At 71.0% G+C, this 20207-nt stretch carries 17 protein-coding genes and 5 pseudogenes; 11 read left to right on the forward strand and 11 right to left on the reverse strand.

Features of this window, described 5'->3' with window-relative positions; translation table 11 throughout:
• Positions 1-666: 666 nt before the first annotated feature.
• Positions 667-1854 carry a low temperature requirement protein A gene (locus Pflav_RS17790; RefSeq protein ID WP_232071552.1) on the forward strand — a complete coding sequence of 396 codons (1188 nt, stop codon included), beginning with the start codon at positions 667-669 and terminating at the stop codon, positions 1852-1854.
• A gap of 15 nt (positions 1855-1869) precedes the next feature.
• Here the strand turns inward: Pflav_RS17790 and Pflav_RS17795 are convergent, their stop codons facing one another.
• The gene (locus Pflav_RS17795) at positions 1870-2109 is read right to left on the reverse strand and encodes a hypothetical protein (RefSeq protein WP_173037163.1); all 240 of its coding nucleotides are present in this window, start codon (positions 2107-2109) and stop codon (positions 1870-1872) included.
• A 130-nt stretch (positions 2110-2239) separates the two neighbouring features.
• Here Pflav_RS17795 and Pflav_RS17800 point away from each other — a divergent pair, with 130 nt between their 5' ends.
• The 3 genes from Pflav_RS17800 (at position 2240) to Pflav_RS17810 (ending at position 3756) form a co-directional block, all read left to right on the forward strand.
• On the forward strand, positions 2240-2620 hold the full coding sequence (locus tag Pflav_RS17800; RefSeq protein ID WP_173037164.1) for a hypothetical protein: 381 nt from the start codon (positions 2240-2242) through the stop codon (positions 2618-2620).
• A gap of 231 nt (positions 2621-2851) precedes the next feature.
• Positions 2852-3259 carry a four-helix bundle copper-binding protein gene (locus Pflav_RS17805; protein WP_173037165.1) on the forward strand — a complete coding sequence of 136 codons (408 nt, stop codon included), beginning with the start codon at positions 2852-2854 and terminating at the stop codon, positions 3257-3259.
• A gap of 53 nt (positions 3260-3312) precedes the next feature.
• Positions 3313-3756, forward strand: coding sequence for an Lrp/AsnC family transcriptional regulator (locus Pflav_RS17810; protein ID WP_173037166.1), 444 nt, complete (start codon positions 3313-3315; stop codon positions 3754-3756).
• Between the two features lie 128 nt (positions 3757-3884).
• Here Pflav_RS17810 and Pflav_RS17815 read toward each other — a convergent pair.
• Positions 3885-4906 (reverse strand): annotated as a pseudogene (locus Pflav_RS17815) (aspartate-semialdehyde dehydrogenase).
• Positions 4907-5051: 145 nt separating this feature from the next.
• On the opposite strand from Pflav_RS17815, the pseudogene Pflav_RS17820 reads away from it, so the two are divergent.
• Positions 5052-6001: pseudogene (locus Pflav_RS17820) on the forward strand (ATP-binding cassette domain-containing protein).
• Positions 5998-6819 carry an ABC transporter permease gene (locus tag Pflav_RS17825; protein ID WP_232071554.1) on the forward strand — a complete coding sequence of 274 codons (822 nt, stop codon included), beginning with the start codon at positions 5998-6000 and terminating at the stop codon, positions 6817-6819. The pseudogene Pflav_RS17820 and the gene Pflav_RS17825 overlap by 4 nt, the downstream one beginning before the upstream one ends.
• A gap of 1117 nt (positions 6820-7936) precedes the next feature.
• Here Pflav_RS17825 and Pflav_RS45755 read toward each other — a convergent pair.
• Positions 7937-9094: pseudogene (locus tag Pflav_RS45755) on the reverse strand (D-alanyl-D-alanine carboxypeptidase family protein); the annotation flags it as partial.
• 217 nt (positions 9095-9311) lie between these two features.
• Complete coding sequence (locus Pflav_RS17835; protein ID WP_173037167.1) at positions 9312-9716, reverse strand: SsgA family sporulation/cell division regulator; 405 nt, start codon at positions 9714-9716, stop codon at positions 9312-9314.
• Positions 9717-10297: 581 nt separating this feature from the next.
• Between Pflav_RS17835 and Pflav_RS45760 the strand changes: the two genes are divergently transcribed.
• The 3 genes from Pflav_RS45760 to Pflav_RS45765 all read left to right on the forward strand — a co-directional run bounded on the left by Pflav_RS45760 (position 10298) and on the right by Pflav_RS45765 (position 13343).
• Entirely contained in the window at positions 10298-11140 is an 843-nt protein-coding gene (locus tag Pflav_RS45760) for a hypothetical protein (protein ID WP_232071556.1), read from the forward strand.
• A 43-nt stretch (positions 11141-11183) separates the two neighbouring features.
• Positions 11184-11816: a ThuA domain-containing protein gene (locus Pflav_RS17845; RefSeq protein ID WP_197938613.1), complete on the forward strand. Its 633-nt coding sequence runs from the start codon at positions 11184-11186 to the stop codon at positions 11814-11816.
• 660 nt (positions 11817-12476) lie between these two features.
• Positions 12477-13343, forward strand: coding sequence for a M28 family peptidase (locus tag Pflav_RS45765; RefSeq protein ID WP_232071558.1), 867 nt, complete (start codon positions 12477-12479; stop codon positions 13341-13343).
• A gap of 49 nt (positions 13344-13392) precedes the next feature.
• Here the strand turns inward: Pflav_RS45765 and Pflav_RS49305 are convergent.
• The 6 genes and pseudogenes from Pflav_RS49305 to Pflav_RS17870 form a co-directional block, all read right to left on the reverse strand.
• Positions 13393-13779, reverse strand: a pseudogene (locus tag Pflav_RS49305) (ABC transporter permease); the annotation flags it as partial.
• 102 nt (positions 13780-13881) lie between these two features.
• Positions 13882-15018 (reverse strand): annotated as a pseudogene (locus Pflav_RS17855) (ABC transporter permease); the annotation flags it as partial.
• A complete protein-coding gene (locus tag Pflav_RS47985; RefSeq protein ID WP_332107766.1) occupies positions 15015-15128 on the reverse strand; it encodes an FtsX-like permease family protein in 114 nt (37 codons plus the stop codon). The pseudogene Pflav_RS17855 and the gene Pflav_RS47985, both read right to left, overlap by 4 nt.
• Entirely contained in the window at positions 15101-15958 is an 858-nt protein-coding gene (locus tag Pflav_RS17860) for an ABC transporter permease (protein ID WP_173037171.1), read from the reverse strand. The genes Pflav_RS47985 and Pflav_RS17860 overlap by 28 nt, the downstream gene beginning before the upstream one ends.
• On the reverse strand, positions 15958-16758 hold the full coding sequence (locus Pflav_RS17865) for an ABC transporter ATP-binding protein (protein WP_173037172.1): 801 nt from the start codon (positions 16756-16758) through the stop codon (positions 15958-15960). The genes Pflav_RS17860 and Pflav_RS17865 overlap by 1 nt, the downstream gene beginning before the upstream one ends.
• Before the next feature lie 63 nt (positions 16759-16821).
• Positions 16822-17718 (reverse strand): LLM class F420-dependent oxidoreductase, encoded by an 897-nt coding sequence (locus Pflav_RS17870; RefSeq protein WP_173037173.1) that lies wholly within the window; start codon positions 17716-17718, stop codon positions 16822-16824.
• Positions 17719-17758: 40 nt separating this feature from the next.
• On the opposite strand from Pflav_RS17870, the gene Pflav_RS17875 reads away from it, so the two are divergent.
• Both Pflav_RS17875 and Pflav_RS17880 read left to right on the forward strand, forming a co-directional pair.
• Positions 17759-18895, forward strand: coding sequence for a sensor histidine kinase (locus Pflav_RS17875; protein ID WP_173037174.1), 1137 nt, complete (start codon positions 17759-17761; stop codon positions 18893-18895).
• On the forward strand, positions 18892-19557 hold the full coding sequence (locus tag Pflav_RS17880) for a response regulator (protein WP_173037175.1): 666 nt from the start codon (positions 18892-18894) through the stop codon (positions 19555-19557). Before Pflav_RS17875 ends, Pflav_RS17880 begins: the two co-directional genes overlap by 4 nt.
• Here the strand turns inward: Pflav_RS17880 and Pflav_RS17885 are convergent.
• Positions 19524-20168 carry a class I SAM-dependent methyltransferase gene (locus Pflav_RS17885; protein ID WP_232071560.1) on the reverse strand — a complete coding sequence of 215 codons (645 nt, stop codon included), beginning with the start codon at positions 20166-20168 and terminating at the stop codon, positions 19524-19526. The genes Pflav_RS17880 and Pflav_RS17885 overlap by 34 nt on opposite strands.
• Positions 20169-20207 lie beyond the last annotated feature (39 nt).

A 20207-nucleotide genomic window follows, 5' to 3' on the forward strand; every position in this document is an offset into this window, starting at 1 on the left:
CGCGGTGGTCCGGACCGCTGCTCCCGCAGCCTCACCCCCGCGCTTCACACCCACCGCCGGCCTAGCGGCCAGCGGCGCGATGAACTCCCGATCTAGTCGACTTCTTGCCGCCAGGGCGACAGAAAGTCGCCTAGATCTGGGACTTTCCTTGATAGACGCAAGCAGCGTCGTGTCGCGCTGCGTCCGTGGCGAAAAGTTGCCCCTCCAGGGGCCAAGAATCGCCACGGACGACCAGAGCAGCCACCGATCAAGGCCGTACTCCCTCCAGCAGTGCCGGTCATCCACGACCATTGCCTTGATCGGCGCGATGGGATCGGAGCGCGCAGCGATCGTGGTACGCAACTGCCCCAGAGGGGCCGTTTAATACCATGATCTGCCGGATTGCGTCCGGTCGCAGAGCCAGATCAAGGGAAACAGGCGTTCGCGATTCGCGGCGCTCGCGCGTCGCGGGACAGGCCGCGGTGGCCGGGTTGGGTTGTGAAGCGCGGAGGGTGAGGCCGCGGGAGCAGCGGTCTGGACCACGGCGGACAGAGATAGCTCAATGTCTGTCTTGACGGCGGATCGGCGTCTTGATCGCCTGTGAGAGGTCGCCGCGTCTACCTCGACGCGCTGGTCAGGGTGGCGGCGGAGCGACCTGGGGGCGTCGCCGCGGCTTAGAGTGTCGCCGTGACGCACACGCCTGCCAAGCGGCCCTGGTACCGGCCGATGGTGGCCCGCCAACCCGACGAGCCGCACCGCGCGTCGACGCCGCTCGAGCTTTTCTTCGATCTGTGTTTCGTGGTCGCGGTCGCCCAGGCCGCCGCCCAGCTGCACCACGACGTCGCCGAGGACCACCTCCTGCACGCGGTGCCGAGCTACCTGATGGTGTTCTTCGCGATCTGGTGGGCCTGGATGAACTTCACCTGGTTCGCCTCCGCCTACGACACAGACGACGACGTGTACCGCATCACCACGCTCGTGCAGATCACCGGTGCGCTGGTGCTGGCCGCCGGGGTGCCGCGCGCGTTCGCGGACGCGGACTTCACGGTGATCACGATCGGCTACGTGATCATGCGGCTGGCGCTGGTCGCGCAGTGGCTGCGGGTGGCCCGCACCGACCTGCATCCGGGGCGGCGGGCATGCGGCCGGCGGTACGCGATCGCCATCACGATCATCCAGGTCGGCTGGGTGCTGCGCCTCGCGCTCCCGGACAGCCTGCTCGTCCCCGGCCTGCTGGTGCTGGTGTTGGCCGAGATAGCGGTGCCGATCTGGGCCGAGCGGGTGGCGGAGACCACGTGGCACCCGGAGCACATCGCCGAGCGGTACGGGCTCTTCACGATCATCGTGCTCGGCGAGTCGATCCTGGCCGCGAGCGTCGCCCTACAGAGCGCGGTCGACGAGCACGAGGAGCTCGGCGGGCTGCTGTGGATCGGGGGCGCGGGCGTGGTGATCGTGTTCGCGATGTGGTGGCTGTACTTCGACCGCCCGGCCAGCGGACTGCTCACGTCCATGCGGGTCTCGCTCTTCTGGGGGTACGGCCACTACCTGATCTTCTCCTCGGCCGCCGCCGTGGGCGCCGGGCTCGCTGTGGCCGTCGACCACGAGACCCACAAGGCTCACCTGGGCGGCGTCGGCGTGGGCTACGCGGTGGCGGTGCCGGTCGCGGTGTACCTGCTCAGCGTGTGGGTCCTGCACATACGCCCGCACCAGCAGGGGCTGATCGTCGTGGCGTACCCGGTGGCGGCCGCGCTGACGCTGCTCGCGCCGCTGACGCCCGCCCCGGTACCGGCGGTGGCGGTCGCGGTGGCCGCGCTGGTGGCGGTGACGGTGGTGGCCGCGCACCTGGAGTCGCGTCCGTCGGCGGGCACCCGCTGACACTCGCGGCCGGGCTCAGCCGGAGTGGCGGGCGGGGGCGTCCCACAGGCGGGCGGCGGCGACCGGGTCCACCGTGACCTCGCGGGCGCGGCGCAGCAGCAGGTGGTCCGCGATCCGCCAGAGGGTGTCCTCGACGGCCGCGAGGTCGGCGGCGTCCAGGTCGGGCCGCCGCCGCGCGAGCCGCTCCCGCTCGTCCCGCACGATCAGCCCGACCCGGTCGGCGAGGTCGTCGGGCCAGCATCCATCGATCGACACACGAACACTGTAATACTACCAGCCGTAGTAGTCATCGCCCCCAAGGGAAGATCGAGCGCACCACCAAAGGTGGCGGCCGACCATGACATGCTTATCGGTACTCCGAAAATGGACAGGATGGAGCCCCGCAGTGCCCTACCAGCCGATGACACTCGCCGAGCTGGCCGGTCACCTTTCGGCGGCCGCGGACGACGAGTACCGGTGGCGGATGATCGCGGAGTTCCTGGAGGAGTACCGGCACGAGCCACCGGACGTCCGCGCGAGTTTGCTCGTCACCGAGCCGGACTCCACCGGCGACGAACGGTGGGACGTATTTCTGGCCGCCCTGGCCGAGCACCTGGCCGCCCGTGACCACCACGCCGGTCCGAGCTGGGCCGACGGTCGCCGCCTCGCCCGGTTCTGGTTCCCCTTCAACACTCCGGCGGCGCGAGTGGACGCGATCGTCCACGCACCCGCGGCCTTTCGTGGGAGGGGCGTCTTTGTCGCCCCACAGGAACTGGAGGTGGCATGACCCCGGAACAGAGCCGGCTCCTGGCTCGGGGCGACATCGAGACCATCTTCCGGCGACTCGGTGACCGAGGAGATCTTCGACCCACCACCCGGCTCGTGGTGATTGCCTACCAGACCGGGCTGGTGTGGTCTGGGGGTCGTTCCGCTCGTTGAGGTTGCGCCGGCCAGTTACCCGCTGCGACCGCCGGGTACCCCGTCGGAGAAGAACTCCCACGAGCGGAAGGAGAGTGCGATGGGTCACGCGGGCGTAATGCTGGAAACCCATCCGGATGGCCTGGCCGGCATCGACCAGCAGCTGGTGACGCGCTGTATCGAGGCGTGCTTCGACTGTGCCCAGGCCTGTACCTCGTGCGCGGACGCCTGCCTCGCCGACAACATCGTCGCCGACCTCGTCCGGTGCGCCGCCCTGAACCTCAACTGCGCCGACATCTGCGAGACCACCGGGCGGATGCTGTCCCGGCCCACCGGTTTCGACGCCGTTGTCGCGCTGCGGACCGTACAGGCGTGCGCCGCCGTCTGCGCCACCTGTGCCCTCGAGTGCGAACGGCACGCCAAGGTGCACGAGCACTGCCGCATCTGCGCCGAGGCCTGCCGCCGCTGCGAGGAAGCCTGCCAGGAGCTGCTGAAGGCGATCGCCTGACCGCCGGCTTGGCTGACCGGGCGGTCGGAGCGCGGTCGCCTAGTCTGGTTCCGGTGGACGAGATGGACTGGGCCCTCCTGCGCGAGCTACAGCGGGACGCCCGGCTGTCGTACAGCGAGCTGTCCCGCCGTGTGCACCTCTCCCCGCCCGCGGTGGCCGAGCGGGTGCGGCGGCTGGAGCGCATCGGTGTGGTGACCGGCTACCACGCGCACGTCGACCTCGCGAAGGCCGGCCGCCACGTGGTCGCGGTGATCCGGATGTCCTGCTATGGCGCACGGTGCGTGCTCCGCGACCCGGATGTGGCCGCCTGGCCGGAGGTGCTGGAGATCCACCGGGTCACCGGCGACGCCTGCTGCATCCTCAAGGTGGCGACCGGCGCGATGGAGGAGTTCGAGGCGATCATCGACCGGCTCGCGCCCTACGGGCAGCCGTCCAGCACGATGGTCCTCTCCACCCCGCTGTCCTGGCGCCCGGTCGACCCGGGACAGAAGACATGAGCTACCGCGTCCCCGCGGTGTTCCCGACCGCTGTTGTTGGGATCGTGAGTCGCGGAGGGTGAGGCCGCGGGAGCAGCGGTCCGGACCACCGCGGACATCGCGGTAGCTCAAATCTTGAAAATGATCCGCTAGAGCGTCTTGCCGACCAGCTCGGCGATCTGGACGGCGTTCAACGCGGCGCCCTTGCGGAGGTTGTCGCTGGAGCAGAAGAACGACAGCCCGTGCTCCACCGTCTCGTCGGCGCGGATCCGGCCGACGTACGTCGGGTCCTTGCCGGCCGCCTGGATCGGGGTGGGCACGTCGGAGAGCTCGACGCCGGGGCGGTGGCGAGCAGCTCGCGGGCCCGCGCCGGCGTGAGCGGCGCCGCGAAGCGGGCGTTGACCTGGAGCGAGTGTCCCGTGAATACCGGCACCCGCACGCACGTACCGGCCACCTTCAGCTCCGGGATGCCGAGGATCTTGCGGCTCTCGTTGCGGAGCTTCTGCTCCTCGTCGGTCTCGTCGGAGCCGTCGTCGACGATCGAGCCGGCCAGCGGGAGCACGTTGAACGCGATCGACCGCGCATACACCCTCGGGGCCGGGACCTGCACCGCCTCGCCGTCGAAGGCAAGCTCCGACGCGCGGTCGGCGACCTTGCGCACCTGCTCGTCCAGCTCGGCCACGCCGGCGAGGCCGCTGCCGGACACCGCCTGGTAGGTGGCGACGACCATGCTGACCAGCCCGGACTCCGCGTGCAGCGGGCGCAGGACCGGCATGGCGGCCATCGTCGTGCAGTTCGGGTTGGCGATGATGCCCTTGGGGCGGTCGGCGGCGGCCTCGGGGTTGACCTCCGAGACGACCAGGGGTACCTCCGGGTCCATCCGCCAGGCCGAGGAGTTGTCGATCACGACCGCGCCGGCCTCGGCCACGCGGGGCGCCAGCTCCTTGGACGTGCTCTTCCCGGCCGAGAAGAGCACGATGTCGAGCCCCTGGTAGTCGGCCGTGGCCGCGTCCTCCACCGTGACCTCCGTGTCGCCCCACGGCAGCGGGCGGCCGGCGGAGCGGGCTGAGGCGAAGAGGCGGAGGCGGTCGACGGGGAAGGCACGCTCGGCCAGCACCCGCCGCATGACGCCACCGACCTGGCCGGTGGCACCGACGATCCCGATCTGCATGGCCGACACCGTACCCGCAACCGTTACCCGCGCGAGCGACGAATTCTCAGGGTGTGGGCGGTCTTACCCGGATGGCGCGGAAGAAATTGACCCGCGAACTGTCAGAGGGGTACGGCACGATGGGGCCGTTCCGGAAGGGGTGATGATGGAAATCGCGATCGAGGCAGAGGGCCTCGTCAAGAAATATGGCTCTGTGGTGGCGCTCGACGGCCTGGATCTTTCGGTGCCGCAGGGCACGGTGATGGGCCTGCTGGGGCCCAACGGGGCCGGCAAGACCACCGCGGTGCGGGTGTTCACCACGCTGCTGACGCCGGACGCGGGCCGGGCCCGGGTGGCCGGCCTCGACGTGGTCGCCGACGCCGCCCGCCTGCGCGGCCTGATCGGCCTCTCCGGGCAGTATGCGGCGGTCGACGAGTACCTCACCGGCTTCGAAAACCTCGACATGGTGGGACGCCTCTACGGCTACAGGGCGAAGGCGAGCCGGGAGCGGGCGCGGGAGCTGCTCGCGCGGTTCGACCTGGAGGACGCCGCCGACCGCCCGGTAAAGGGGTATTCGGGGGCATGCGGCGCCGGCTCGACCTGGCCGGTGCGCTCGTCGCCCAGCCGCCGGTGCTGTTCCTCGACGAGCCGACCACCGGCCTCGACCCGCGCAGCCGCATCGGCATGTGGGACGTGATCGCCGAGCTTGTCGCGTCCGGCAGCACGCTGCTGCTGACCACGCAGTACCTCGAGGAGGCCGACCAGCTGGCCAACAAGATCGCGGTGATCGACCACGGCAAGGTGATCGCGCTCGGCACGGCCGACGACCTGAAGAGCCAGGTAGGCGGGGAGCGGCTGGAGCTGACGGTGAGCACGCCGGCTGACATCGAGACCGCCCGCACGGTGCTCGCCCCGGTGGCAAACGGCGAGATCACCGTCGACGTGCCGGCCCGCCGCGTCACCGTCCCGGTGACCGGTGGCGCGTCCGCGCTGATGGAGAGCCTGCGGCGGCTCGACGCCGAGGCGGTGAAGGTGCTGGACGTGGGGCTGCGGCGCCCGAGCCTCGACGACGTGTTCCTGACGCTGACCGGCCACGCCGTAGAGGAGGCATCGTGACCACGGAGACCATGGTCAGTCCGGCCATCAAGCCGTTCCGTGACGGCCTCACCGTCGCCCGGCGCAACCTCATCAAGATCAGGCGGGTGCCGGACCTGCTGGTCTTCACCACCCTGTCGCCCATCATGTTCGTGCTGCTCTTCGCATACGTGTTCGGCAGCGCGATCAACGTGCCCGGCGTCTCCTACCGGGAGTACCTGATGGCCGGCATCTTCACCCAGACGATGCTCTTCGGCTCGACGCTCACCGGCTACGGCCTCGCCGAGGACATCCAGAAGGGCATCGTCGACAGGTTCCGCTCCCTGCCGATGTCCCGCTCCGCCCTGCTGGTCGGCCGCACCACCAGCGACCTGGCCAGCAACGTCATCGTCATCGTCGTGATGTCGGTGACCGGCCTGATCGTGGGCTGGCGCATCCACTCCTCCCCGCTGGAGGCGCTGGGCGGCTTCGCGTTGCTGCTGCTGTTCGCGTATGCGTTCTCGTGGGTCTTCGCCGTGGTCGGGCTCTCGGTGCGCAGCCCCGAGGTGGTCAACAACGCAAGCTTCATCTTCATCTTCCCGCTGACCTTCATCGCCAACACGTTCGTCGGCGTCACCGACCTGCCCGGCCCGCTGAAGGCGTTCGCCGAGTGGAACCCGGTGTCCGCGGTGACCCAGGCGGCCCGCGAGCTCTTCGGCAACACCAACCCGGCCGTGCCCGCGCCAGAGGCGTGGCCGCTGCAACACCCGGTGCTCATGAGCCTGGCGTGGGCGGCGGTGCTGCTTGTGGTGTTCGTGCCGCTGGCGGTCAACCGGTACAAGAAGGCCGCGTCCCGCTGACCCCGGCGTGGTGCGCCCGGCCGGCCGCCGGCCGGGCGCACCACACACACCGCAGAGCGAGTCGGCCGGGCGCTCAGCGTCAGCCGTCGTCGCGACGGGGGCCGTAGGAGTCCGGGGCGGCCGGCCCGCGGGTGCGTCCGTCGCCGCTCGGGCGGGGGCGGCGGTCGCTCGGTCCGTAGGTGCCGTCGCCGGGCGGTCCGTTGCGGCCGTCCACGGGCTGGCCGGCGGCCGGGCGGCGCTGGGCAGGCGGCCGGCGCTCCGGTTGCGGGTAGCCGCCCGTTGGCCGCTGGCGGGGCGTGGGGACGCGTCCGCCGGGAAGGTCGGAGCCGCCGTCCCACTGGCCGGGCGCCCCACGGTCACCCCGCCCGCCAGCGTCGGGTCGGGCCGGGCGCTCGAAGTCGGGCGGCGGGTAGTAGTCGTCCGGGGCGCCACGCCCGCTTGCCGGTCGCGGACCCGACGGCGGGCGCGGCCCGCGCCGCGCACCGTCTCCGGACGGCCGAGGATCCGCCGGCCGGTAGATCCCACCGGACACTTCGCCCTGTCCCGGCACGCGACGTCCGTCCGCCACGTCACCAGGCCGCCGGCCGTCGGCCAGGTCACCCCGCCCAGCCCCACGACTCGGGCCCGGCGCCTCACCACGGCGCTCGTCCGGCACGTCACCGGGCCGCCTGCGGCCTGGGTCGGAAGCGTCGCGGCGACCGCCCGCACCACGACGGCCATCCGGCACATCACCCCGCCCCGACGCCCGGCGTGGGTCCAGCGGCTTGTCGCTGCCCGCCGCGCCGCGGGAGCCCGGTGCGGGACGGCGGGCCGGGCCGCGCTGCGGCCGACCGCTGTCGCGGCTCGCCACCCCGCGTCCGGGCGGTGGGGGTCGCTCGCCCGCCCCGCGCCGCGGGTCGTCGGCCGGTCCGCCCTCCTCCGGTGCCCACAGGCGCTCGTCCGATGGGGCGCGCGGGCTCGGCTGAGCGCCGCCGGCGGGGCGCACCTCGTGCAACCAGTCCTCACTGTCATCCCGGCCAGCGGCACCGCCACCACCACGCGAGCGCTTCGGGGCGGCCCCGGGAGCGGCCCTGGGGCGCTCCGGGGCGGCGCGGCGTTCGGCGAGTGCGGCCTGGCGGGCCCGGACCACCGCGCGCCGGCGGGTCGCGGCCACCAGCATCACGAGCACCACGGCCGCGACCGCCACCGTCAGGCCGATCACCGCGGCGAAGGACGAGCCGGGCGGGCCGTCCGACGGTCGTGCCGCGGCTCCCTCGGCGGCGTCCGCGCCCGGGCCGTCCGCGGTCGGGGTGGGCTTGGGGTCGGTCTCGCCCGGCTCCACCAAGCGGCCGACCGAGGCGTCCGGCCCCAGGGCGAAGCCCCAGTCGAGCAGCTTGCCGGTCTGCTCGGAGGCCCGGATCGGCCGGGCCTCGGCGCCGAGCACAGCGGCCACCAGCGTACGGTCGCCGCGCTTGGCCGCCCCGACGAACGAGTGCCGGGCCAGCGTCGTGAAGCCGCTCTTGCCGCCCAGCGCACCCGGGTACTTCTCCAGCAGGCCGTTGTCGTTTTGGATCTGGAAGCCGCGCGGGTCCTTCGGGGGCTGGGGCGGGATCTTCGCGGTCCTCGCCGCCACGTACTTGCGGAAGTCCGGCAGGGCGAACGCGGCACGGGCGATCAGCACCAGGTCGTACGCGCTGGTGAACTGCCCCGGCCCGTCCAGCCCCGATGGCGTGACCGCGTGGGTCTGTAGCGCGCCGAGGTGGCGGGCCTCGGCGTTCATCATGGCGACGCCACCGGCCCGGCCCTTGTCGCCGCCGCCGAGCCGGGCCAGCACGTTGGCCGCGTCGTTGCCGGAGTCGAAGAGGAGGCCGTACCAGAGGGTCTCGATCGAGTACTTGCCGCCCTCGATCAAGCCCACCGCCGAGCTGCCCGGCTCGATGTCGAGATCCTCGCGGATCACCTTGACGACCTGCTTGGGGTCGAGCTTCGGGATCATCGTGGCGGAGAGCAGCACCTTCTGGACGCTCGCCGGCGTCTCGTACCCATGTGCGTGGCAGGCGCCGAGCACCTTCCCCGTGTCGAGGTCGGCGACCAGCCAGGTGCTTGCCGTGAGCTTCGGCGGGGCGGCGGCACCCTCGGGAATGGCCAGCCCGTCGGTCGCGAGGGCCTCGCCACCAACGGCGGCGTGCGAAGGGTCGAGCGCGGGCGCCTTCGGCTTCGGTGGCCGCTGCGGAGGCGGCGAGAGCTTCTCCGTGGGACAAGGCACCGCAGGCGCCGCCCCAGCCCGAACAGGCACGGCCGCCGCGGCAGGGGCACGGCCGCCGCCAAAGCGGCCCCAGCCCTCACGGGGGCGGCCCCAGCCGGAACGGGCGCCGACACCGCCACCAGCATCGAGCCCACCAATGCCGCGACCAGACCCCGTCCGTTCATCGCGAACAGGCTAGCCAAACAGCCGAGCCCTCGCATCCCCCGGTGCCACTGAGTCGCCAATCAGCCGGTCGCGGGTGGCACGCTCAGGCGAGCAGCGAACGCAGCTCCGCGTCCAGGTCGACGTATCCGCCCTCGCGCCCCCGGGGCACGATCGCGAGCATGTCCGCGGCGAACCGGCACAGCGGCAGCCGCGGCAGGTCGATGCCGAGCACGTCCCGCCCGTTGCGCAGCACCACGCTCACCACCGTGCCGCCGGGCTGGAGGCCGACCAGCACGTCACCCTGCCCGGCCGTACCGGTGAGACCCGCGATCAACAGGTCGCGCGCGAACACCCAACACGACGCGGCTGTGGCGTCGGCACTGACGATCAGGTGGACAGCGTACGGGTCATCGGCGGCAAAGCCCAGCCCGACGCTGACTCTGCCATCCACCGTCGCCGAGTAAGCGTGGCCCTCCAGGAGCTGCCACGCCGAGCGCTTCGTCGCCAACCCATCCTCCTCGTCGAAGACCTTATATGTACGTGAGCAACGGCGCTTCGGTTGAATCCGAATCTCCACACAGGTAAAGCACAGCGTGACCGGCGGCACACGCGGGGCGGATGCTCGGGCGGATGGGCGGGGCGAGGTGGCAGTCTTGGGGCCATGCGCACGCGCACCGATCTTGTCGAAGATCTCATGGGCCGCTTCCCGCACATCCCTCGGGAGGCGGTGCTCAAGGAAGACCTGCTCCGCGGTGGCATGGCGTTCGACGAGTCGGTGCTCACCGACGGCGACGACGGCGAGGTCAAGCCGAAGTCGTACTTCATCTTCTCCTTCGACCACCGCACCCTCCCCGAGCTGGGCGCGGCCGCGCTGCGCCGCCCGCCGGAGGAGGTGGTGCTCACCGGCGGGCCGTACGAGCTGCGCCGTACCGTCGTGTCCGTGCGGGTCAATCCCGACTCCCCGTACCGCGTGATGGCGGGTGAGGACGGCGTGGCGCGCCTGCACCTCGACGGCCGGCCGATCGCGGACGTCGGGCTCCCCCGATGCCCGATTACTACCGCCACACCCTTGCCAACGGCAAGTCGGTCATGGAGGTCGCGCCCACCATCCAGTGGGGATATCTCATCTACCTCACGGTCTTCCGGGTCTGCCAGTACTTCGGCGCCAAGGAGGAGTGCCAGTACTGCGACATCAACCACAACTGGCGGCAGCACAAGGCGGCGGGCCGGCCGTACACGGGTGTGAAGCCGGTCGACGAGGTGCTTGAGGCGCTCGCCATCATCGACCGTTACGACACGGCCGGCACCTCCCACGCGTACACGCTCACGGGTGGCAGCGTGACGTCCAAGGTGGACGGTCTCGAGGAGGCCGACTTCTACGGGCGCTACGCCAAGGCGATCGAGGAGCGCTTCCCCGGCCGGTGGATCGGCAAGGTGGTGGCCCAGGCCCTGCCCCGCGCCGACGTGCAGCGCTTCCGTGACTACGGGGTGCAGATCTACCACCCGAACTACGAGGTGTGGGACAAGCGCCTCTTCGAGCTCTACTGCCCGGGCAAGGAGCGGTACGTGGGGCGCGAGGAGTGGCACCGCCGCATCCTGGAGTCGGCGGAGGTCTTCGGCCCGCGCAACGTGATCCCCAACTTCGTGGCCGGGATCGAGATGGCCGAGCCGTTCGGCTTCACCACTGTGGACGAGGCGATCGAGTCGACCACCGAGGGCCTCCAGTACTTCATGTCCCGCGGCATCCTCCCCGCTTCACCACCTGGTGTCCGGAACCGACCACCCCGCTCGGCCGCACCAACCCGCAGGGCGCGCCGCTGGAGTACCACATCCGGCTGCTGGAGGCGTACCGCGCGACGATGGAGGCCAACGGCCTTTCCACCCCGCCCGGGTACGGCCCGCCCGGCGCCGGCAACGCGGTCTTCTCGGTGAGCTCGTTCATGGACACGCTCCCGGCCGACGCCCCCGTCAGCGCGTGAGCGTCCTCGTCTACTCCCGGACGACGGGCTTCCGGCACGACTCGATCCCGGCAGGAATTGAGGCGTTCCACCAGCTCAGCGACGATGTCGAGGCCACCGAGGACCCGGCCGCCCTGGAAGACCTGACCGGCGTGGCGGCCGTCGTCTTCCTCAACACGAACGGCGAGGTCCTCACCGACGCCGGCCGGACAGCCCTTGAGTCGTACGTGCGGGGCGGCGGCGGCTTCCTCGGCGTGCACTCGGCGGCCGCGACCGAGTACGGCTGGCCGTTCTACCGCGACCTCGTCGGCGCGTGGTTCGACAAGCACCCGGCGGTACAGCCCGCGACGATCACGGTGTCCGATCCCGATCACCCAGCGACGGCCCACCTGCCCTCGCCGTGGCACCGGACCGACGAGTGGTACGACTTCCGCTCCCACCCCGACGCCCGCGTGCTGCTGCGGGTCGACGAGTCGACATACGACGGTGGCGGCATGGGCGCCGACCACCCGCTCGCCTGGTGCCACGAACGCCTCGGCGGCCGCGCCTTCTACACCGCCCTAGGCCACACAATCGAGTCCTACGCCGACCCCGCCTTCCTAAAACACCTCTCGAACGCCCTGCGCTGGGTCAGGTCCCTGCGGGGTTGATCAGGGACTTGGTCGGGCGTGTCGTCGGCGCGCCGCTCCACCAACTCCCTGATCAACCCCAGGACCATTCTGGCGCCCAGCGGGCCTAACATATCTACGTATGGGCATAGATGAGAGAACCTCTCGACGGGCCTTCATGGCGTCCGCGTCGGCGGCTGCCGCTGTGCCGCTGATCGGCGGCGGTGCGGCTCCGGCGTCGGCCTCCGGTCACGGCACACCAGCCGGGCCGGGCCGCCCCATCCAACCCCAACGGCCGGGTCGCGCGCTGCGGGCGTTGCTCGACGAGATCGACCGCCGGCGCATCGAGGCGATCGTGCGCCGCCTCGTCGCGTTCGGCACCCGGCACACACTTTCCACCCAGGACGACCCCGTCCGTGGCATCGGCGCGGCGCGTGACTGGATCTTCGATGAGCTGAGCGGTTACGCGGCGGCGTCCGGCGGTCGCATGACCGTGGAGAAGCAGTCGTACACGCAGGAAGCGGGACCGCGCATCCCGGTGCCCACCGTCATCACCAACGTGATGGCCACCCTGCGCGGCACCACCTCGCCCGACCGGGTGTACGTGATCTCGGGTCACTACGACTCGCGGGTCACCGACGTGCTCGACGGGACATCCGACTCCCCGGCGCCAACGACGACGCGTCCGGCGTGGCGGTGGTCATGGAGCTCGCGCGGCTCTTCGCCACCCGGCCGACGGCGGCGACGCTCGTGTTCACCGCGGTGGCCGGTGAGGAGCAGGGCCTGTTCGGGTCGGCGTTCCAGGCGCGGGAGTACAAGACGGCCGGCGCCGACATCCAGGGCATGTTCAGCAACGACATCGTCGGCAGCAGCCTCGCCGACGACGGCACCCGCGACCCGCGCACGATCCGGCTCTTCGCCGAGGGCGTGCCGACCGCGGAGACGCCGGCCCAGGCATCGGTGCGCCAATCGGTGGGTGGCGAAAATGATTCGCCGTCGCGGCAACTGGCGCGCTTCGTGCAGGACGTCGCAGAAAACGACGCGACTGGAATGGACGTTCGCGTCATCTATCGACGCGACCGCTATTTGCGCGGGAGCGACCACATCTCGTACCTCCAGCAGGGCTACCCGGCGGGCCGCTTCACCGAGCCGAACGAGGATTTCCGCCATCAGCACCAGGACGTGCGCGTCGAGGGTGGCGTGCAGTTCGGTGACCTGCCGGAGTTCTGCGACTTCGGGTTCATCACGCGGGTCGCCAAGGTCAACGGGGCCGCGCTGTGGTCGCTGGCCAACGGTCCGGGCACTCCCAAGGGCGTCAACATCCTCACCGCCGCGCTCACCAACGACACCACTTTGCGCTGGCAGCGTGGCACCGACCCGGATCTCGCCGGGTACGAGGTGGTGTGGCGGGAGACCACCGCACCGGAGTGGACGCACGTGATCCCGGTCGGCGACGTCACCACCACCACGATCGACCTGTCGAAGGACAACGTGTTCTTCGGCGTACGGGCGGTGGACCGCGACGGGCTGCGCAGCCCGGTCGCATTCCCCACGCCCGCGTCCAGCTGACGTTGAAGGCCCCGGGCGGATGCCCCGGGCCTTCTTCCACAACGCGTGCCTACTCGTAGGCGATCGCCTGAAGGACGTTCAGGCGGGCGGCACGCCAGGCCGGCCAGAGCGCGGCCAGGACGCCGGCGAACACCGCGATCACCACGAAGACGATCAGGCTGACCCATGGGATGGCGACCACCGTGAGGAAGTCGCGCTCGATCAGGGCCGCCGACAGCGCCGCGCCCAGGCCCACACCGACGATGATGCCGAGCAGGCAGCCGAAGACGGCCATGACGACCGACTCGGTACCGACCATGCGCATCACGCCGCCGCGGTTGAGCCCGACCGCCCGGAGCAGGCCCAGCTCGCGGGTCCGCTCGAAGATGCTCAGCAGCAGCGTGTTCAGGATGCCGAGCAGCGCGATGAGGATGGCCACGCCCAGCAGCACGTAGATGATGCCGAGCGCGATGTCGATGAAGCTGTTGAACTGGTCCAGCAGCGCCGACCGGTCACCCACCGTCACCAGCGGGTAGTCGGCCATGACCCGCTCGATGTCGGCGACCACGGTGTCCGTGCTGGCCCCGTCGTCGAGACTGACGTACGCCTGCAACGCCAGCGGACCGGCGAAGTTGGCCACCGCCTGCTTCGGCAGCATCAGCGTGTCGGTCCAGATCGGCGTCGACTCGTAGACGCCGATCAGCCGGTACTGCTGCTCGCCGCCCTTGTCGAGCTGGATCGGGATGCTCTGGCCGACCTGCCAGCCGCGCGCCTCGAAGGTGTTCTGGTCGGTGACGAACTCGCCGGGCTGGAGCGTGCGCAGATCGCCCTCGACCGTCTTCATCGCGAACATGTCCCGCGCCACGGACAGGTCGTCCATCGCGAACGTGCCGCCGAACGGCGGAGTCCCGCCGTCCACCCGCGCGTCGAGGGAGATGTACAGCGGCACGACCTGGTCGACGCCGGACAGCTCCCGTACCTGGTCGGTGGCCCGGTCCGGGAAGCCGACCTCGCCGGGCGGACCGGCCGTCGTGTTGGTCTGGACGATGACCTCGGCGCCGACCGTCGCGTTGATGGTCTCGTTGATCGTGCGGGTGAACGACTCGCCCAGCACGCTCGCCCCGCTCACCAGCGTCACACCGATCATCAGGGCGGCGGCCGTGACGGCGGTGCGGCGGGGGTTGCGGAGTGCGTTGCGTACGCCGAGGCGCCCGCTCATGCCCCAGCCGACCGCCCGGCCGATCAGTCCGGCCAGCGGCTTGGTCAGCAGCGGCGAGATGATCACCACGCCCAGGAACGTCAGCAGCGCGCCGAACAGCAGCGGCGTCAGCGAGGAGCCGACCAGGCCGAGGACCAGCAGCCCGATACCGGGTAGCGCGAAGACGAGGCCCACGATCGTCAGGACGCGCAGCGGCTTGTCCGGGCGGCTGACCTCACGCATCGCCGCGAGCGGCGGCACCGACGAGGCGCGGATGGCCGGTACGAACGCCGACACGACCGTGACCAGGATGCCCACCACGTACGCGAGGATCACCGGCGTGGCGCTCACCGTGATGCCCGCGCCGGGTAGCTGGGCGCCGATGAGGCTGGTCAGCGCGGCGCTGCCGGCTAGCCCGAGGCCGATACCGGCGAGCAGGCCGAGCGTGGAGCCGACTATGCCGACGAGTACCGCCTCGATCAGCACCGAGCTGGTCACCTGCCCCAGCTCGCGCCCATCGCCCTGAAGAGCGCGAGCTCCGAGGCGCGCTGGGCGACCAGGATGTTGAACGTGTTGAAGATCAGGAAGACGCCGACGAGCAGTGCCACGATCGCGAACGGGCCGAAGAAGTACGTCGTGATCGCGGAGAGGCCCTCCTGCACATCGTTGGCCGCGTCCTGGTTCGCCTGCTCGCCGGTCTTCGCCTCGAACCCGGTCGGCACGATCGGCGCCACCTGCTCGCGCAGCTGCTCCTGGGTGACGCCGTCGCGCGCGGCCAGCAAGGCCCGGAGAAGAGCCCTTCCTGCCCGTAGAACGTGCGCTGGGCGAAGCCCTCCTCGAAGAGGATCAGCGTCTCGCCGGCGAGCGAGTCACGGTCACCGTCGTAGACCGCGATGCCGGTGATGGTGAACTCGCGTGCCTCGTTCACCTCGGGCAGGAAGATCTTGAGGCGGTCGCCGTTGGCGGCGTGGGTCTGGTCCGCCGTGTACCGCGTGATCACGACCTGGTCGTCCGCGGTCGGCCAGCTGCCCTCCGCGAGCTGGACCAGCGCGAACGGGTCATCGCCCTTGACCCCGCCGCCGATCTGCGGCGCCCCGGACGTGGTCGCCGGCTTGCCGTCCTCGACGTCGAACGGGATCACGCCGATCGCGCTCACGTCCCCGGAGACCGACCGGGCGCCGGGCAGCGCGGCCATCGCGTCGATCTGCGCCTGGGTGAGCTTGGGCTGCGGGTCCTCGTCCTGGCCGTCGTCGTTGAGCGCCACCTGGACGTCGACGTTCTGGTTGATGCTCGTGAACAGCCGCTCGAAGCGGGCGCCCAGCGAGTCGGTCAGCACGAACGCGCCGGACAGGAACGACACGCCCAGCACGATCGCCACGATCGCGAGCGTGAGGCGCAGCTTGCGGGAGAAGAGGCTCTTCAGGCTGGCCCGCAGCATCAGGCGCCACCCGCCGGTACGCCATCCGCCGCGACCGCGCCGGTGGTGACCTCACCCGACGCGACATCGAGGTTCTTGAGCTTGTCGAGCACGCCCTCGGCGGTCGGCTCCCGCATCTCGTCGACGACCGCGCCGTCGGCGAGGAAGATGACCCGGTCCGCGTACGAGGCGGCGTTGGGGTCGTGGGTGACCATCACGATCGTCTGGCCGAAGTCGCGCACCGAGTTGCGCAGGAAGCCGAGCACCTCGGCACCGGCGCGGGAGTCGAGGTTACCGGTCGGCTCGTCCGCGAAGATGACCTCGGGCCGGGAGACGAGCGCCCGCGCGCACGCCACCCGCTGCTGCTGGCCGCCGGAGAGCTGGCTGGGCCGGTGGCCGAGCCGGTCGCCGAGGCCGACCGTGGTGATCACGGTCTTGTACCAGTCGGGGTCGGGCTTGCGGCCGGCGATGGAGAGCGGCAGCAGGATGTTCTCCTCGGCGGTCAGGGTGGGCAGCAGGTTGAACTGCTGGAAGATGAAGCCCACCCGGTCCCGCCGCAGCTTTGTCAGCCCGCTGTCGTTGAGCCCGGTGATCTGCGTGTCACCGATGAACGCCTGTCCCCGGGTGAGCGCGTCGAGCCCGGCGAGGCAGTGCATCAGCGTCGACTTGCCCGAGCCAGACGGTCCCATGATCGCGGTGAAGCGGCCCCGCTCGAGCTCGACGTTCACCCCGCGAAGCGCGATAACCTGCGCCTCGCCGCTGCCGTATACCTTCCACGCGTCGACCGCCCGAGCGGCGATGTCCGTGGTCGTTGTCGTCATGCACACACCGTAAGGGCATGTACCAGCCGATCCGTCCTACCTGAGGAGGGTCGCGTCCTCGATCTAAGGGAGGTGGGCAGTCACCCCCGCGCAACGACGCCCGTCGCTAGGCGACCTTGGCGGCCAGGTCGGCGAGCAGCGACACGGCGTTGGGCAGGTACGGCTGGTGTACGGAGAAGATGACCTGGTCGACGCCCTGCTCGCCGAGGCGTCCGGCGACCTCCTCCAGCTTCCCCGGGTCGTGTCGTCGGCCAGGACCGAGAGGGCGGTCTTCTCGATGTCCGCGTACGGCCGGCCCTCCCGCACGCAGTGCTCGCGCAGCACGTCCAGCTTGTGTGGCAGATGGGGCGTGTCGAAGAGGTTGGTGGCGTCCGCGTACCTGGCGACAAGGCGGAGCGTCTTCTTCTCCCCGCCACCGCCGACGAGGATGCGCGGGTGCGGCCGGCTGATCGGCTGCGGCGAGTTGAGCGGCCGCTCGAGCGTGTAGTGCTCGCCTTCGAACGGGCTCTCGTCGCCGGCCCACATCCGCTTGGCGATCCGCAGCGTCTCCTCCAGCTGCTCGAAGCGCGCGGCCACCGGAGGGAACGGGACGCCCAGGCCGGCCGACTCCTCCGCGTTCCACGCCGCGCCGACGCCGAACCAGGCCCGGCCGCCGGACAGCACGTCGAGCGTGGTCACGGTCTTGACGAGAATGCCGGGGTGCCGGTAGACGACGCCGGTGACCATCGTGCCGAGCATGATCCGCTCGGTGATCGCGGCCGCGTACGACAGCGCCGAGTAGCCCTCCAGCATCGGCTCCTCGACCGGGCCGACGCCCGGGATCTGGAAGAAGTGGTCCATCACCCAGAGGCTGGCGATACCGCTCTGGTCGGCCTCGCGGGCGATTCGGGCGAAGGTGGGGGCGATCTGCTCGGGACCGCCCGGGTACGCGAAACTGGGAATCTGCATTCCGATACGCACGCGCCAAACCTACCGGGGTCCTCCTCGGGGATGATCCGCGATGACGGAAGACTGCCCGTACCGTGGGATGGTGCACCGGCTCAACCTGTGGCTGCGTGGCCATCCGTGGGTGGGCGACGCGGTGTTCGTCGTGCTCCTGGGCGGGATTCGCGCCTTCCAGACCGGGCACGGGTGGGGTCCGGCGTGGGAGCAGGCGCTCGTGCTCGGCGGCCTCGTGCTGCCGCTGATGTGGCGCCGCCACCACCCGCTGCCCGCCTCGGCGGTGGTGCTGGCGTCCGCCGCGGCGCTCTACGTCCTCGAGCCGTGGGCGCACCAGCTGCCGGTCGCGGTGTTCGCGCTCGACATCATGGTGTACACGCTTGTCGTCCAGGGCCGCCGCCGCCCGGCCGCCGTGGTGGGCCTGCTGACCATGGCGTTCTTCGTCACCTGCACGATCTCGTGGTTCAGGCCGGTGGACTGGGTGCCCTCCAACGCCGGCTATCTGCTGATGGTCGCGCTGGCGTGGGCGGTCGCCGAGTTCATGCGGGCCCGCCGGGCGTACGACGCGGAGAAGGAGCGCCGCGCGGTCGCCGAGGAGCGCAACCGCATCGCCCGTGAGCTGCACGACGTGCTCGCGCACAGCGTGAGCGTGATGGTGGTCAACGCCGAGGGCGCCGCGCTGATGCGCCACTCCGACCCGGCGGTGGTCGACCGTACGCTCCAGACCATCAGCGCCACAGGCCGGGCCGCGCTGGGCGAGCTGCGCCGCCTCGTGGACGTGCTCCAGGACGGCTCGCCCCGCACGCCCCAGCCCACGGCGGCCGACCTGCGCGACCTCACCGAGCGGGTGGGCGCCGAGCTGGCGGTGACCGGCGACGCCGAGGGGCTGCCGGCGAGCGCGGCCCTCCAGGCGTACCGCATCGTGCAGGAAGCGCTCACCAACGTGGTCAAGCACGCCCCCGCCGGTGCCGCCGCACACGTCGCCGTCGACTTCGGGGTGACCGGCCCCGGCCGCCGGGTACGCATCGAGGTCACCAACTCCGGCGGCTCCGTCCGTGCCGCGACGCTGCCCGCATCCGGGCACGGGCTGACCGGAATGCGCGAGCGGGTCGCCTTGTTCGACGGCACGCTCGACGCCGGCCCGACCCGCGACGGCGGCTTCCGGGTCGCCGCGACCCTCCAGGTGAACGCGGCATGACGACCGCCGCGGCCACCGTCCTGATCTGCGACGACCAGGAGCTCGTCCGGGTCGGCCTCCGCATGATCGTGGACAGCCAGCCCGACCTCACGGTGGTCGGCGAGGCGGCGGACGGCGAGGCCGCGATCGCACGGGCCTTGGAGCTCAAACCCGACCTGGTACTGATGGACGTACGCATGCCGAAGCTGGACGGCGTCGCCGCGACCGAACGCGTGTGCGCGGCCCTCCCGGACACGCGCGTGCTTGTCATCACGACGTTCGACCTGGACGAGTACGCGTACGCCGCGCTCCGCGCCGGGGCCAGCGGCTTCCTGCTCAAGGACTCCCCCGCCGCGGAGATGCTCGTGGCGATGCGCGGCGTACTGCGCGGCGACGCGATGGTCGGCCCGTCGGTCACCCGCCGCCTGCTGGACCGGTACGTCACCGGCGTCGCCCCGCTCGAAGCCGACCCCCGCCTGGCCGCCCTGACCGACCGCGAGCGCGAGGTGCTGGGCCTTGTCGCCCGGGGCCTGTCCAACGCCGAGATCGCGGCCAAGCTCTTCCTGGGCGAGACCACGGTCAAGACCCATGTCGCCCGCATCCTCGCCAAGCTGCACATCCGCGACCGCGTCCACGCCGTGGTCCTCGCCTACGAGACCGGCCTGGTCCGCCCCGGGAGCTGAGCGGCCTCCGGCGCACGCGCGATGAGCCGGTCGATCGAGTGATCGTGCCGGATCCGGCCGCCATCGTGCTCGTCCTGGAAGTCGTAGCTACGGAACTTGATCCGCTCCCAGCCGGGAAAGGCATCAAGCAACTCGCCGCTGTCCTCGGCCGGCTCCGGCATCAGCGGCGCGAGATCGTCCGGTATCGGTATGCGCTTGTTGAAGGCGACGATCGAGACAAGTCCACCGGGTGCGACCCAGGACGCGATGCGACCGTAGGCCCGCTCCCGGTCCCGCTTGGCGAGAAAATGCAGGACGCCGTGGCAGATCACGAGGTCGAACCGGCGATCCGGAAGAAATGAGCGCACATCCGCCACGCTGACGCGCAGCCGCGCGGGCGGCAGGTCGCTGAAGCGCTGCCTTGTCTCCCGCACGGCGCCCGGGTCGGCATCAATGGCGTACAGGACGCATCGCTTGTCCACGAAGGGAAGCAGATTGCGGCCGTTACCGCAGCCGATGTCGAGCACGGACGAGAACGGCCGGGACGCCGCCATCTCGCTGATGTCGCTGCTCGGCCCCTCGTCGCCGCCGGCCGGATTCCAGAAGGTTCCAGCCGCCGTAGCCTCTCCCATTGTCGAACCCTAGCCGGCCGCGGGGATGACGGTGAGCGG

Origin of the sequence: Phytohabitans flavus (genome assembly GCF_011764545.1) — a bacterium.
GTDB classification, from domain to species: Bacteria; Actinomycetota; Actinomycetes; order Mycobacteriales; family Micromonosporaceae; genus Phytohabitans; species Phytohabitans flavus.